The organism is Paenibacillus sp. FSL R7-0048 (genome assembly GCF_038004505.1).
Taxonomy (GTDB): Bacteria; Bacillota; Bacilli; order Paenibacillales; family Paenibacillaceae; genus Paenibacillus_AQ; species Paenibacillus_AQ odorifer.
In genome coordinates, this window is sequence record NZ_JBBORF010000001.1 from 1,753,048 (window position 1) to 1,766,048 (window position 13,001).

General features: G+C 44.9%; 14 protein-coding genes and 1 riboswitch. Of the genes, 9 read left to right on the forward strand and 5 right to left on the reverse strand.

Going from position 1 to position 13,001, the window contains the following annotated elements; genetic code table 11:
• Positions 1-16 precede the first annotated feature (16 nt).
• Complete coding sequence (locus tag NSQ91_RS07540) at positions 17-2,575, reverse strand: FAD-dependent oxidoreductase (protein WP_076305037.1); 2,559 nt, start codon at positions 2,573-2,575, stop codon at positions 17-19.
• A gap of 6 nt (positions 2,576-2,581) precedes the next feature.
• Positions 2,582-2,866 carry an ArsR/SmtB family transcription factor gene (locus NSQ91_RS07545; RefSeq protein WP_036675735.1) on the reverse strand — a complete coding sequence of 95 codons (285 nt, stop codon included), beginning with the start codon at positions 2,864-2,866 and terminating at the stop codon, positions 2,582-2,584.
• Positions 2,867-2,967: 101 nt separating this feature from the next.
• Here NSQ91_RS07545 and NSQ91_RS07550 point away from each other — a divergent pair, with 101 nt between their 5' ends.
• The 4 genes from NSQ91_RS07550 (at position 2,968) to NSQ91_RS07565 (ending at position 5,318) form a co-directional block, all read left to right on the forward strand.
• On the forward strand, positions 2,968-3,288 hold the full coding sequence (locus tag NSQ91_RS07550; RefSeq protein WP_076185313.1) for a rhodanese-like domain-containing protein: 321 nt from the start codon (positions 2,968-2,970) through the stop codon (positions 3,286-3,288).
• Between the two features lie 4 nt (positions 3,289-3,292).
• The gene (locus tag NSQ91_RS07555) at positions 3,293-3,712 is read left to right on the forward strand and encodes a rhodanese-like domain-containing protein (protein ID WP_076185312.1); all 420 of its coding nucleotides are present in this window, start codon (positions 3,293-3,295) and stop codon (positions 3,710-3,712) included.
• A 6-nt stretch (positions 3,713-3,718) separates the two neighbouring features.
• Positions 3,719-3,856, forward strand: a complete 138-nt coding sequence (locus NSQ91_RS07560; protein WP_179088225.1) for a hypothetical protein — start codon at positions 3,719-3,721, stop codon at positions 3,854-3,856.
• Positions 3,857-4,640: 784 nt separating this feature from the next.
• Positions 4,641-5,318 (forward strand): winged helix-turn-helix domain-containing protein, encoded by a 678-nt coding sequence (locus NSQ91_RS07565; RefSeq protein WP_076305038.1) that lies wholly within the window; start codon positions 4,641-4,643, stop codon positions 5,316-5,318.
• Here NSQ91_RS07565 and NSQ91_RS07570 read toward each other — a convergent pair.
• Positions 5,292-5,729: a hypothetical protein gene (locus tag NSQ91_RS07570; protein WP_143759868.1), complete on the reverse strand. Its 438-nt coding sequence runs from the start codon at positions 5,727-5,729 to the stop codon at positions 5,292-5,294. The genes NSQ91_RS07565 and NSQ91_RS07570 overlap by 27 nt on opposite strands.
• Positions 5,730-5,912: 183 nt before the next feature.
• On the opposite strand from NSQ91_RS07570, the gene NSQ91_RS07575 reads away from it, so the two are divergent.
• Positions 5,913-8,744 carry a glycoside hydrolase family 3 protein gene (locus NSQ91_RS07575; RefSeq protein WP_076305039.1) on the forward strand — a complete coding sequence of 944 codons (2,832 nt, stop codon included), beginning with the start codon at positions 5,913-5,915 and terminating at the stop codon, positions 8,742-8,744.
• Positions 8,745-8,793: 49 nt separating this feature from the next.
• The gene (locus NSQ91_RS07580) at positions 8,794-9,210 is read left to right on the forward strand and encodes an HIT family protein (protein WP_076185309.1); all 417 of its coding nucleotides are present in this window, start codon (positions 8,794-8,796) and stop codon (positions 9,208-9,210) included.
• A gap of 55 nt (positions 9,211-9,265) precedes the next feature.
• On the opposite strand, the gene NSQ91_RS07585 is transcribed toward NSQ91_RS07580, so the two are convergent.
• Positions 9,266-9,604: a hypothetical protein gene (locus NSQ91_RS07585; protein ID WP_076305040.1), complete on the reverse strand. Its 339-nt coding sequence runs from the start codon at positions 9,602-9,604 to the stop codon at positions 9,266-9,268.
• A 28-nt stretch (positions 9,605-9,632) separates the two neighbouring features.
• Complete coding sequence (locus NSQ91_RS07590) at positions 9,633-10,571, reverse strand: MBL fold metallo-hydrolase (RefSeq protein WP_076305041.1); 939 nt, start codon at positions 10,569-10,571, stop codon at positions 9,633-9,635.
• 148 nt (positions 10,572-10,719) lie between these two features.
• Positions 10,720-10,827: riboswitch (guanidine-I (ykkC/yxkD leader) on the forward strand.
• Between the two features lie 84 nt (positions 10,828-10,911).
• Between NSQ91_RS07590 and NSQ91_RS07595 the strand changes: the two genes are divergently transcribed.
• The 3 genes from NSQ91_RS07595 (at position 10,912) to NSQ91_RS07605 (ending at position 12,638) form a co-directional block, all read left to right on the forward strand.
• Positions 10,912-11,274 carry a DMT family transporter gene (locus tag NSQ91_RS07595; protein WP_036675723.1) on the forward strand — a complete coding sequence of 121 codons (363 nt, stop codon included), beginning with the start codon at positions 10,912-10,914 and terminating at the stop codon, positions 11,272-11,274.
• The gene (locus NSQ91_RS07600) at positions 11,275-11,589 is read left to right on the forward strand and encodes a DMT family transporter (RefSeq protein ID WP_076125196.1); all 315 of its coding nucleotides are present in this window, start codon (positions 11,275-11,277) and stop codon (positions 11,587-11,589) included.
• A gap of 209 nt (positions 11,590-11,798) precedes the next feature.
• Positions 11,799-12,638, forward strand: a complete 840-nt coding sequence (locus NSQ91_RS07605) for an aldo/keto reductase (protein ID WP_197740363.1) — start codon at positions 11,799-11,801, stop codon at positions 12,636-12,638.
• Positions 12,639-13,001 lie beyond the last annotated feature (363 nt).

A 13,001-nucleotide genomic window follows, 5' to 3' on the forward strand; every position in this document is an offset into this window, starting at 1 on the left:
TGCGATGTTAAGGTATTTAGATAAATAGATTATGACCCGACTGATCGGCTTGGCCGAGGTAATAACCAACGCCGCCGATTCCGACACCGTCAATCAGTTCTTCACGAGTGATGCCCATAAGATCCATGGACATTTGGCAGGCGACGATTTCCACACCTTGGTCGATAGCCATCTGAATCAATTCCTCCAAGGAAGAGATATTTTTGCTCTTCATTAGAGAGCGGATCATCTTCGAGCCCATGCCCATCATGTTCATATTTGAAAGCGTCAGCTTCCGGCTGCCGCGTGGCATCATGGCACCGAACATTTTACCGATGAAGTTCTTGTTCACAGCCACCTTTTCATCCTTGCGGATAATATTGAGGCCCCAGAAGGTAAAGAACATTGTGACTTTTTTGCCGCTGGATGCTGCTCCGTTGGCAATGATGAAGGAAGCGATCGCTTTATCCAAATCCCCGCTAAAAACAACCATTGTGCTTGCATTGCTAGTTTGAATTACTTGTGCGCCTGCTCCGGTTGGTGCTGATGCTGAAGTCTCGATAACTCCTTTGCGCAGATAAGCTTCGATCATGCCAGTAGGCAGCTTTGTTAGCTGCAAAAGCGTATTGTTGGACATACGAGCCCAAGCCTTGATATCCTCATAAAATCCGGGATCGGAAGCAGTGACCTTCAGGACTTGCCCGTCCAAGAGCGGGTCCATGCTCATTTTAACTTGGATTAGCGGCCCTGGGCAGCACAGTCCGCAGGCATCAAGCACGGAATCAGGTGTTGTGAAAGCTGTAGCGTTAACGGTTGGTGTAACTGTGCCAGTTCCAGTCTCTGTCCCAGTTCCAGTTCCAGTTCCAGTCTCCGTCATTGCTCCCGTTGCTGCGATTTCTTTACTGGCTGCTGGTGTACCAACGTTTGGCGTCAAGTTATCTTTTTTTTTAGGCGTAAATTGGCTCATCTGATAGGTTTTATAACCGCCGGTCAGGTTTTTCACACGGTAACCTTTTTGCTGTAAAATCCGGGAAGCGGTGTAGCCTCTGAGTCCAACTTGGCAATACACCCAAATTTCTTTACTAGAGTCAAGCTCGCTTAGCCGACCACGCAGATCATCCACAGGGATGTTAATGGACCCTTCAATATGACCATTAGCATGTTCGATTTCCGAACGTACGTCAACTAAAATGGTATTGTTTTTGTCACGACCTTCTAAATCCTTAGGGACGAATACCGTAGTCAAACCATGCAAAATATTTTCAGCGGCAAATCCAGCCATATTCACCGGATCTTTAGCGGAAGAATAAGGAGGGGCATAAGATAGCTCCAACTCCGTCAAATCAGTGACCGTACCTCTAAAACGAATAACTGTAGCGATATCGTCGATACGTTTGTCTACACCACTGTAACCTACAGCTTGTGCTCCTAGCACCGTACCTTTTGGATCAAAAATCAGTTTCATAGATATCGGGGTTGCCCCTGGATAATAGGTTGCGTGTGAGCTTGGATGTATATAAATCACGTGATACGGCAGACCCAAACGTTGTAATGTTTTTTCGTTATTTCCGGTAGAAGCACCTGTGACTCCAAAAACCTTTATAATAGAAGTCCCTTGTGATCCTTTGTAAGTTGTGCCGAGACCACTGACGTTGTCCGCAGCAATCCGCCCTTGCTTATTGGCAGGACCAGCTAGTGGAATAGCGGTTTTTGTTCCGTTTACGAAATCAACCACCTCAACCGCGTCACCTACAGCGAACACTTGATCCAGATTAGTCTCCATCCGCTCATTGACTAAAATATGGCCGCGGGGACCGAATTCTAAGCCACTGTCCTTCAGAAAAGAGGTATCCGGAGAAACGCCGATAGCCAGCAGAACCATATCACTTTGCAGTACAGTGCCACTTGCTAATTGCACCTGTATTTGTTCTCCCACCTCAGCAAACCCTTGGACCATATCGGAAAAAATAAGATTAACACCATGCTCGTCGAGTTCTTTTGCCAAAATAGAAGACATTTCAGTATCGAATGGAGCTAATATTTGTGGTCCTGCTTCAATTAAGGAAACTTCCAGACCAGCTTCTCTAAGGTTCTCAGCCATTTCCACACCGATAAATCCACCACCGATCACCACGGCCGAACGTGTGCCTTCCGCAGCGACTTTAGCTTTGACTTTGTCAGTGTCGGGAATGTTACGCAACATGTGTATTTGGGAACTCTCGATACCGGGCAGATTCGGACGAATCGGTTTAGCACCTGGCGATAAAATAAGCGCATCATAGCTCTCTTCATAGGAGCCTTTTTCTATGCTTTCTACTCGCACTTTTTTGTTCACGGGGTCGATAGACACGACTTCACTTTGAATCCGGACATCGATGTTAAAACGTTTATGCATCGCCTCCGGTGTCTGCACCAGCAGCTTGGAGCGGTCCTGAATGGACCCGCCGATATAATAAGGAAGTCCGCAATTGGCAAAAGAAATGTACGGATCACGCTCAAACATTACAATATGCGCATCTTCATCTAATCTCCGAAGTCGGGCGGCTGCTGACGCGCCTCCTGCAACACCGCCAACAATTAATACTTTTTTACTCATGATGACTTATTCCTCCCCTAAAAATAACTGAATCAGATGTTTGATTTTTTCGTCTTTAACAGAATAGTTAATCTCCAGCCCATTACGTTCGGTTTCAACGATGCCTAGTGATCTAAGCTTCTGTAAATGCTGGGACACCGTAGATTGTGGAAGATCGAGGCAGTCCTGCATGAAGCTCACGTTGCAGCTGCCCTTTTCCAGAAGTCCTTTAATGATGCACAAGCGCACGGGATGAGCTATAGCCTTTAAGGTTTCGGCGGTTTGGTTATAGGCTTTGAAATTTTTGTCCATGGTAACGAACACCTCACTTTACAATATCCTTATATCGTAATATTATGATATAGTGATATGAAAATCAAGTTATTTTTATAAAGGTGAAGGAGAGATGCTCAATGTCTTTTAAAATTTCAAAGGAAATTACCCCACAGCAAGTGGCGGAACGCTTGAAGAATGGCGAAACTCTTACCATGTTGGATATACGCGAACCCGCCGAATGGGTGGAGGGACATGTAATGGGTGCTAAACATATTCCGCTTGGACAGCTATTGATGCGCACAGATGAACTGGATTCTCATGGCGAGATAATTGTGATGTGCTTAAGTGGTGGCCGTAGTGGACTGGCTTGTGAGCTGCTGAGTGAAAAGGGGTATAACGTTGTGAACATGACGGGTGGATTAGGCGCTTGGACGGATGATTTTTTGGTACGGGAGTAATGATATGAGCATGATGGTTCGGATCCTACTGAGTATTTTAATTGTCTTTAGTATTGTGAGGTTTTTGCGTTATGCTTGGCCTGTTCGTTCACTTACTTATATAGAAGTTCGTGAGGTTCGCGAATTAGCGGATCAATCATTGGCTATGAAAATGCTCGATGTCAGGGATGCCGTTGATTACCAGAAGGACAGTATCCGTGGTTCGATAAATATTTCGCTGGGGCGGTTACCCTATGTCTGGCAGCACTGTCTATCTCCGGGCGACTCGGTTCTAATTCTTGCAGGAAGTTACTACAAAAGAAATAAAGCCGCGAGAATTCTTTATAAGCAGGGATTTCGTAAGCTATATGCGGTAAATGGTGATTTGTTAGGGAACAAAAGAACGCTCTCCGACATTTCTGTGAAAGGTTGTTGTGAAGGATAATGGATAATGGATTTAAGGTCATTGATTTCCCGTCTCGGATTGAAGCTGGGGTGTCGAAGTCAGGGTGACGATGGAATGATCTCTTTTGATGCCTATGGGCAAGGCGCTCGGGCTGCACGTTTGCTAGGTGAGGGAAGGCAGTGAAGAGGGAGCAATATGTCACTCTAGTTGAGCCGCTATATTAATGTTGCTAAGTCGCAATCCAGTCAGCCTCATCTCGAACTCAGTTTTAATTGCATTTTGTGCAGTTAAACTTCAGTAGTTTTAGGAAAAGTAACAATTAACTGCACTTTGTACATCTAAATTTGATCATTTACGCTTAACTACCTAATGTTTCCTTTTTTAGTTGTAGAAAGTACAACTAAATGGACTTTTAGGGGGATAAGAGTTAAATAGTTGCATGAAATACAATTAAATAGAAAAAGCACAGGTCGATAGCCAGTGAATAGTGGAGAATGGGAGACGATTTCGGACAATTTCAAAAAGGTAGGTCGAATAATATTATTCGAGCGGAACTTAGTCAAACCGAGATTACTTTAACGGAACTACTATACAAAACCTACCTATATTGAGCTAAATCTAGTCGTCTAACTCAAATGTAGTTTACTTAACCAAGATTGCTCTTACTGAGTTAATTCTAACTGAACTGTAGTGATCTAACTCTAGCTGAACTAACTTTAGTGATCTGACTCTAAATGAACTTACTGTAATGAGCTAACTGTAACTGAACTTACTTTAATGCGACTCACTTTAACCAATGTGATTTTTTAATAGGTAAGCATATTTAGCTCGAGTACTATCGTTGAATGTAGAGTGTCATTGACAGCATAAGAAGGCGAATACTATACTTCTGAGTAATAGGACGAAGCACGTCCCGCATCCATAATTGGGTGCGGGATTTTTTTATGCCAAGGAGGAGGGGGACGTTATGGGATTTACGGAAGAACATCGTAAGTGGGTGGAAGATCATATTAGTCGAAGAACGGGAGAAAGACGGGGGAGATTGGAGCGGGGACATGGGCATGGTGAGCGAATGTTTGCGGAGAAGGTTTGGTGGCCAATGATGGGTCATTTTAATGATCTTCATCCTGAATATGAAGTGTTGGATTGGCGGGGATGGCCTTATTTTGTTGATTTTGCGTGGAAGCCTGGGCAGGTTAAGTTTGTTTTTGAGGTAAAAGGGTACGGCCCACATGTGCAAAACACAGATCGGACGCGTTATCGGCAGGAATTGAATCGAGAGACTTATCTACAAATCGCGGGATATCGGGTAGTGGCGATACCATATGATGATCTGGAAGCGAGTCCTGAGAATACTATTTTTTTGTTGAGATCATTACTGATGCCGTACCTCGCTTTAAGGACAGAAGAGAAGGAGGCGTTTAGTCGACTGGAGCGTGATATTTTGCAAATTGCGGTGCGTTCGAACGGGGACATTCGGCCTGTTGATTTGGTGAGAGAGCTTGGCATTGATCTGCGTACAGTTAGGAAATGTATGAGGTCACTTTGTGAGAAAGGTAAGTTTAAGCCGATAGTTTCCCAGGTGAGTGGGAGGGTTTGTCGCTATGAATATGTACATTCACTTAACGATATTCAGCTGTGGTGAATAAACGGTATAAATCCCGTAGATTGTGTGCGTGGAGTGGGAATCGAGTAAATGTGCGGTATAAATCCCGCAGATTGGAGGCGTGCAGCGAGAATAGGGCAAATGAACGGTATAAATCCCGTAGATTGTGGGCGTGGAGCGAGAAGTGAGCAAATGAACGGTATAAATCCCGCAGATTGTGGGTGGGGAGCGGGAATAGGGCAAATGAACGGTATAAATCCCGTAGATTGGAGGCGTGCAGCGAGAAATGGGCAAATGAACGGTATAAATCCCGTAGATTGTGGGTGGGGAGCGGGAATCGAGCAAATGTGCGGTATAAATCCCGTAGATTGTGTGCGTGGAGCGGGAATTGGGCAAATGAACGGTATAAATCCCGCAGATTGGAGGCGAATAATGAGCAAACCCATGCACTCACACTCACATCTTCCCCCTAAATCTCTAATTATGACCTGATTTCTATTTAGATTGTTAAGGTGTTGCGGAGGAGGGGAATCTTCTATGATTAGATGGATAGGACGTATGGGTGTTTTTTCGAAGGATTGTCCTCGAGAATGAATGAAACCGCTATCAACAAGAGACGAAGGAGCGATTTTGATGGGAACAGATATAGCTAGATATCCATTTCAACAGATTGATTTACCTTTAAATGAGCGAGTGCAGGATCTGATCTCCAGATTAACACTTGATGAAAAAGTAAGCCTGATGCCTCAGTATCAAGCTGCCATAGAGCGTTTGGGTGTTGGGGCCTACAAGCATGGTACGGAAGCGGCGCACGGGATTTCTTGGCTTGGAAAAGCGACTTCTTTTCCTCAGCCGAGCGGACTGGCTTGTACTTGGAATCCAGAGCTGCTGAAGGAGATTGGTTCGGCCATCGGAGATGAAGCTAGAGCCTTTTACAAAAAGAATCCAACGGTGAACGGTCTGACATTATGGGCGCCAACGGTGGATATGGAACGTGACCCGCGTTGGGGAAGAACCGAGGAAGCTTACGGCGAAGATCCAGAGTTGACCGGACGCCTCAGCACATCACTTGTGCAGGGAATCCAAGGTGATCACCCGGTCTATTTGAAGGCGGTAGCAACGCTGAAGCATTTCCTCGGCAACAATAATGAGATTGAACGCGGGAACTGCTCCGCGAGCATCGATCCGAGAAATATGCGGGAGTATTATTTGGAAGCGTTTAAGCCTGCTTTTCAAGAAGGTGGCGCACAGTCCATGATGACCGCTTATAACTCGGTGAATGGCGTGCCTGTTATTCTTCATCCGGCAGTAATGGATGTGGTCAAAGGCGAATGGGAAATGGATGGCTTTATCGTAAGCGATGCCGGCGATCTTTTTGGGATTGTGAAGGATCACAAGTATTATGAATCTTTTGCACAATCGATGGCTGAATCTATCAAAAATGGAATTGACAGCGTAACAGAAGAAACCGCAGAGACAATCAAGGTTCTTCACGAAGCACTAGACCAAGGCCTCTTAGCAGAGGAAGATTTGGATCGTGCGCTTGCCAACACTTTCAGAGTTCGTTTCCGTCTGGGAGAGTTTGATCCGGCTGAAGGGAACCCATACGCAGCGATCGACGATTCCGTTGTACTTAGCAAAAAACATACCGCACTCTCCTTGGAAGCAGCGAAACAATCGATAGTATTGTTGAAGAATGACCAAGGTACATTGCCATTGAGCAAAAGCAGTCTGAGCAAATTGGCGATTATTGGTCCACTTGGTGATGAAGCCTTTAGAGACTGGTATTCTGGCACATTACCTTATGGAGTGACTCCGCTGCAGGGGGTTAGCAAAAAGCTGCCTGGTAAACACGTTACTTTTGAGAGTGGCGCAGATCAGATCATTCTTACTTCAGCTGCAAACGGCCAAGCCATTGGAATCACAGGTGAGGACGGAAGACTGGCTGTACAGCATGACATAGCAGCGCACGGGGAATTGTTCCAACATACAGCCTGGGGCTGGACTAGCAATACTCTGAAGTCGACAAGTCGCGGTCAGTATGTAACTTTAAGCGAAGCAGAGACTCTTACAGCATCTGCTGAGGAAATTTACGGCTGGTTTGTAAAAGAATCGATTAACATCGTTCCGGAAAGCGAAGATACGGTATCTTTGCGGACCTGGAATGATAAAATGATCTCGGTGAATCCGGAAGATGGAACGCTGCAGGCGGCAGATCAGGATGCCAATGCGCAAGCACGTCTTTTCAAAAAGAACATCGTAACTAACGGCATAGAGGCTGCAGTAGAAGCTGCCAAGGCGGCTGAAATCGCTGTGGTTTTTGTGGGCAACCATCCACTCCTTAACGGAAAAGAAGAAATCGACAGACCGGATATTGTGCTTCCAGAGGAGCAAGAGCGACTGGTCAAGGCTGTCTATGCAGCGAACCCGAATACAGTTGTAGTCATTGTCGGCAGTTACCCGATAACTTCCACTTGGATTGACGAGAACATCCCGGCTGTATTGTATACCTCCCACAGTGGACAAGAGCTGGGCAATGCGGTGGCAGAAGTTCTTTTCGGCGATTACAGTCCTTCCGGCAAGCTGAACATGACTTGGTTCCGTTCTGTAGAACAGCTGCCTGAGCTGATGGATTATGATATTATCAAAGGCAAAAGAACATATATGTACTTTGACGGAGAGCCACTGTATGCGTTTGGACACGGCTTAAGTTATGCCCAAATTTCCTACAGCAACCTAAGCCTAAGCGCTAAGGAGCTGCAAGCGAATGAGACGCTGAAAATTTCTGTTCAAGTAGAGAATACAGGCGTTGTTGATGGGGACGAAGTGGTGCAGCTATATGTGCAAGCTCTGAATTCCCGGGTCAAACGTCCGATTAAACAGTTGAAGGGTTTTGAAAAAGTAAACCTAACCGCAGGTCAATCGCAAACCCTAGAGTTTACGTTACCGGTTGCCGAGCTGGCATTCTGGGATGTTACCCGTGAGCAATATTGCGTGGAAAATGGAGAGTACATGGTTCTGATCGGCCGTTCATCTGCTGATATCCAATTATCCGCTCACCTATCAGTTCAAGGGGACGTTATTCCGTCGCGTAATCTGTATATCAATACCAAAGCAGAGAATTACGATGACTACGAAGGCGTATATCTGGACGAGTGCAAAGCAGGCGGTGCTTCCATACATCCGGTAAAAGATGGCGCTTGGATCGCTTTTAAAGATGTATTGTTCGAGCAAGGGGCAGGAGCTTTTGAAGCCTTGGTATCCTCTGCAAAAGGTGGCACCCTTGAGATCAGAACGGGCAGCCCAGCAGGGAAGCTGGTTGGATCTGTGACTGTACTGTCGGGTGGCGTGTTGCAGCAGTGGAACACACTTACTGGTGAAGTGTCCGTGGAATCTGAAACTACCGATGTTTATCTCATTTTTAATGGTGAGGTACTGCTTAGCCGTTTTCAATTTAATCAATAAGATAAGCTAGAACGCGCTTAATTTCTTCGGATGGAGTGGTGGTGCCTGTATGGATTGTTTGGGTTGTCGAATCGCTAACGGGATTGAGGCTAACGTAAACGTAGTATACGAGAATGAATTTGTAACTTGTGTGCTCGACATTGCTCCATTTAACGAAGGACATCTCCTAATTCTCCCTAAAAAGCATTATTGGGATCTCGAAGATATCGATTCAGAAACATCTTATGCGATTATGGACGCTTCAAAGAAGCTATCAGTCGTCCTGAAGGTTTTGTTTGAACCTGCTGGCATCAGCATTTGCCAAAATGGCGGGAAGTTTAACGACCTGACTCACTATCATATGCATCTTATCCCTAGATACGAAGGAGATGGCTTCGCTTGGAGCGAACCAATCCATCCGCACGGTGCCGAAAAGTTATTAAGCCAAACTCAAGCTAAAATTCTCAGTATCATAAATGAGCATTAAAAAAAGGGCATTCCTGAAGGATCAGGGATGTCCTTTTCTTTTCGTTTCTTTTCAATTAATCACAACCGCCCCCGCCAGCATCTCCACCCCCACCGAAGTCTCCACCGCCACTATGTCCGCCGTCTCCACCCCAGCTATGCCCCCCGCTGTCAGGTCCAGAATGGTGATGCGAGTGATCTCCGTGGTGATTATGGTGGTGGTTAGAATGATTAGAGTGGTTAGAGTGGTTTGGATCCAGCAGATCCGGATGACTGGCAGCCATAAAAGACATGTTGGCGGCATCATGTTGCCTATTTCTATCAAAGGTACTTTTGTTTGAGCTCGAGCCATTACGTATTACGGCTTGTATAATAATAAATACAGCAACACCTACAAATAGTATCCCAAAAACCATAACGAACCGCTCCTTTCAACTCCAAAAATTAGTTACTAGCTGCTTTCGTCAAAAACTCAAGATTTCTGTAAAAAATACTCCCATAATTCCAGCCCAGATAAGGCTCGGGAATTTCTATATGGTTCACATTCACATTCATGTCTTCGCGTATCAATGATTCGCTAATATGGATTATATCATTTATATACCGTTTTATTTGCTGTAGATAATGTTTTTGAGTAACGGGCCCATGACCGGGAACAATTATGTTCACATCTAAGCGCTCGACATAAGTAAGTGCCTCCAACCAGGATAAGGGATTACCGTCTACTACTAATGGATGATTATCAACTGCGACAATATCTCCAACAAAAGCTAAAGAATCGGATGGAGAAAATAGAATAGAATCGCATTCCGTATGGGCAGTACCCACCGATAGGAGTTCAACGGTCCTTGCCGAGCCATGTATAGTCATTTTGCGGTCATAAGTTAGTTGGGGAAGGGTTACTTCAAGCGTTAGTATAGACTCTTTGGTTTCTTGTAAATAACCTATTTGCGAAAGGAGCTCTCGTTGTTTGGAATCGTTCAGTTCGAGCTCGAGAGATGTATTAAGCTTCGTAAGATCTTCTTCAAGATTAGGAAGCAGTTTCTTCATTCGGGCAAGCCAGTCTGGTTGAGTTTTTATCATGAGCTCTCTAGTTCTACTGGAGGATATGATTACTTCATCCGAGAAGAATTGGTTCCCTCTAACGTGGTCTCCATGCCAATGGCTGTTGACGATGTATTTGATAGGTTTATTAAAATAATACAGAGCGGCATCCCTAAGATCTTTGCCAGCTTGTGGAGTGTTGAATGTATCAAAGATTAATGTGTAATCACCCATATCTATCAAACCGGCATTACTCATGGCTCCGCCTTGCTCCTTCGCTTCAAGGCAATAAATGCCTTCCACTAGAGGGACGCAGTTAAAATGTCTGGAAAGAAACATGAATTACCCTCTTTTCCTAGATAATCGAATGAAATTTATATCTATTTTATAATTTTATGGAATTTTATACTATGATTTAATTACGCTCGGAATAGAAAAGGTTGCTTTTATACGCCCGATTTGCTACCATACGATGTAACTTAATCATTTATTTGTTTTCTAGGGTTCCGCAGCGGGTGCACAGCTGGTCTGGTCCGAGGGAAAACGCACGAACATTAAGTTTGTGTCTACACGGAGGGATAAAAGCCCGGGAGGTATCGCCATTTGGCGATGACCTTCCGGGCTTATTTGTTTGTCCGTGGGCAATCATAAGTTATGGAGAATTGAAGGAGGGCTTGAAATGAAAAAGAATTCAGAGTGGCTGAAGGTAGTTGGCGCTGCGATTTTCGAAGTCATGTGGGTCATAGGTTTAAAGCATGCTTCAAGCGTATGGGAGTGGCTGATTACAGTTGTAGCCATAATCATAAGTTTCTATGTCATTATTTCAGCAAGCAGTAAATTACCGGTGGGTACCGTATATTCTGTATTTGTTGGGCTGGGGACGGCAGGAACAGTCATTGCGGACATGGTTTTATTCGGTGAACCCTTCAAGCTAATGAAGCTGGTACTGGTGGTTATTTTGCTGGCAGGAGTTATAGGTCTGAAAATGGTAACTAACGAAACCAAAGATATCAAAGAAACTGAAATAAAGGGGGAGTCTTAAATGGCATGGGCATTTTTGGTTGTTGCAGGATTGTTTGAAATGTTCGGAGTGGCTATGATCAACAGGTTGAATAAATACCGGAATCTGCAGTCGTTTTTGCTGCTCTTCCTTGGTTTTGGAGGAAGTTTTCTTTTTCTATCATTTGCAATGAAAAGTTTGCCTATGGGCACAGCTTATGCGGTATGGACGGGGATCGGTGCATCCGGTGGAGCAATTTTGGGGATGCTTTTATATGGGGAGGCCAAAGACTGGCGGCGGGTTATCTGTATTTTTATGATACTGGGAGCGGCAGTGGGGCTGAAGTTGATAGCGTAGTTAGCAATCAATTTGTTACTTTTTCTCTCCTAAAGGATTTCTCCTAAAGGAAAGATAAGTTATAAATTAGACACGATTCAGATGTTTCGAAAGGGTCATAAAGGTCGTATAAAGTAAGTATACAATTTATCGGTAAGGAGATTTTTACAATGACTAAGGATTCAATCGAGCATTTGGCTGAAATTGTGAAAGTGAACCGAGCTAACCGCATGCTGCTTCCAGACGGTACCTCTGTGCCTAGAATAGGACAGGGAACTTGGAATATGGGTGATGATGCTTCCCGTAGAGAGGAAGAAATTGCTGCTCTTAGATTAGGCGTGGAATTAGGCATGGATTTGATAGATACGGCGGAGATGTATGGGGAAGGAAACTCAGAGCTTTTAGTAGGTGACGCTATTAAAGGAATTCGGGATGACGTTTTTCTGGTATCCAAAGTATACCCACATAATGCCGGCAACGAGAATCTTATTCGCAGCTGTGAAGAAAGCTTGCAACGACTGAATACGGATCATCTGGATCTCTATTTACTGCACTGGAGGGGAGATATTCCGCTTGAAGTGACTGTGGAAGGCATGGAGAAACTGGTCTCTCAAGGTAAAATAGCAAGATGGGGTGTATCGAACCTCGATGTTGACGATATGAAAGAGCTGCTTAGTATAGCTGGGGGAACTCACTGTGCTATGAATCAGGTGCTGTATCATTTAGGGTCGAGAGGCATCGAAGCTGAATTGCTGCCATGGCAGAAAAGTCACCGCATGCCCGTAATGGCGTACTCTCCGCTTGCACAAGCAGGCGCGCTCCGCAAAGGGGTTATCGAGAGTGAGGCAGTTCAGGAAATTGCCCGTGTTCATAACGCAACCCCACTACAAATTATGTTAGCTTGGACGATTCGCGAGGAGGAGATCATTACGATTCCGAAAGCTTCTTCACGTGAGCATGTAATTGAGAATGCTGCTGCAGGTTTAATTACGCTGAGTGAAGAAGAAAGATGGAAGCTGGATGAGGCTTTCCCGATACCTTCGTGGAAAGTGCCGCTGGATATGAGTTGATATAGCTGTCTGAGAATTGTCAAAGAGCTCGCCGTTGAGGCGGGCTTTTTTTATATGAAAAGAGATAGGGGGAGTCTCTATAGGACACAGATGATCTTAAACGCAGAATTATGCCACTTTTGGAGGAATATCGGACACCATAGTCGCTATTAGCATAAATGACACCGATTATGAGCCCATTTCTCTGGAATAGTGTCACTGAGGTCCGCAACTTTACTCAAAAGGCTCTAAATTAGCAAATAGCGTCATCTGAGTCCGGAAGCAACGTTGTGAGCGTAAGCAATAAACAACGTGGGTTCGTAAGCATCATGGGTCCGTCGTAGTACCTATAGCGGGATCAGCGGGCAACGGGGTTCATGAGCA

Bases quoted from the DNA above. Each gene is read 5' to 3' on its own strand.
- NSQ91_RS07540 (WP_076305037.1), bottom strand. From the start codon at position 2,575: ATGAGTAAAAAAGTATTAATTGTTGGCGGTGTTGCAGGAGGCGCGTCA.
- NSQ91_RS07545 (WP_036675735.1), bottom strand. From the start codon at position 2,866: ATGGACAAAAATTTCAAAGCCTATAACCAAACCGCCGAAACCTTAAAG.
- NSQ91_RS07550 (WP_076185313.1), top strand. From the start codon at position 2,968: ATGTCTTTTAAAATTTCAAAGGAAATTACCCCACAGCAAGTGGCGGAA.
- NSQ91_RS07555 (WP_076185312.1), top strand. From the start codon at position 3,293: ATGAGCATGATGGTTCGGATCCTACTGAGTATTTTAATTGTCTTTAGT.
- NSQ91_RS07560 (WP_179088225.1), top strand. From the start codon at position 3,719: ATGGATTTAAGGTCATTGATTTCCCGTCTCGGATTGAAGCTGGGGTGT.
- NSQ91_RS07565 (WP_076305038.1), top strand. From the start codon at position 4,641: ATGGGATTTACGGAAGAACATCGTAAGTGGGTGGAAGATCATATTAGT.
- NSQ91_RS07575 (WP_076305039.1), top strand. From the start codon at position 5,913: ATGGGAACAGATATAGCTAGATATCCATTTCAACAGATTGATTTACCT.
- NSQ91_RS07580 (WP_076185309.1), top strand. From the start codon at position 8,794: ATGGATTGTTTGGGTTGTCGAATCGCTAACGGGATTGAGGCTAACGTA.
- NSQ91_RS07585 (WP_076305040.1), bottom strand. From the start codon at position 9,604: ATGGTTTTTGGGATACTATTTGTAGGTGTTGCTGTATTTATTATTATA.
- NSQ91_RS07590 (WP_076305041.1), bottom strand. From the start codon at position 10,571: ATGTTTCTTTCCAGACATTTTAACTGCGTCCCTCTAGTGGAAGGCATT.
- NSQ91_RS07595 (WP_036675723.1), top strand. From the start codon at position 10,912: ATGAAAAAGAATTCAGAGTGGCTGAAGGTAGTTGGCGCTGCGATTTTC.
- NSQ91_RS07600 (WP_076125196.1), top strand. From the start codon at position 11,275: ATGGCATGGGCATTTTTGGTTGTTGCAGGATTGTTTGAAATGTTCGGA.
- NSQ91_RS07605 (WP_197740363.1), top strand. From the start codon at position 11,799: ATGCTGCTTCCAGACGGTACCTCTGTGCCTAGAATAGGACAGGGAACT.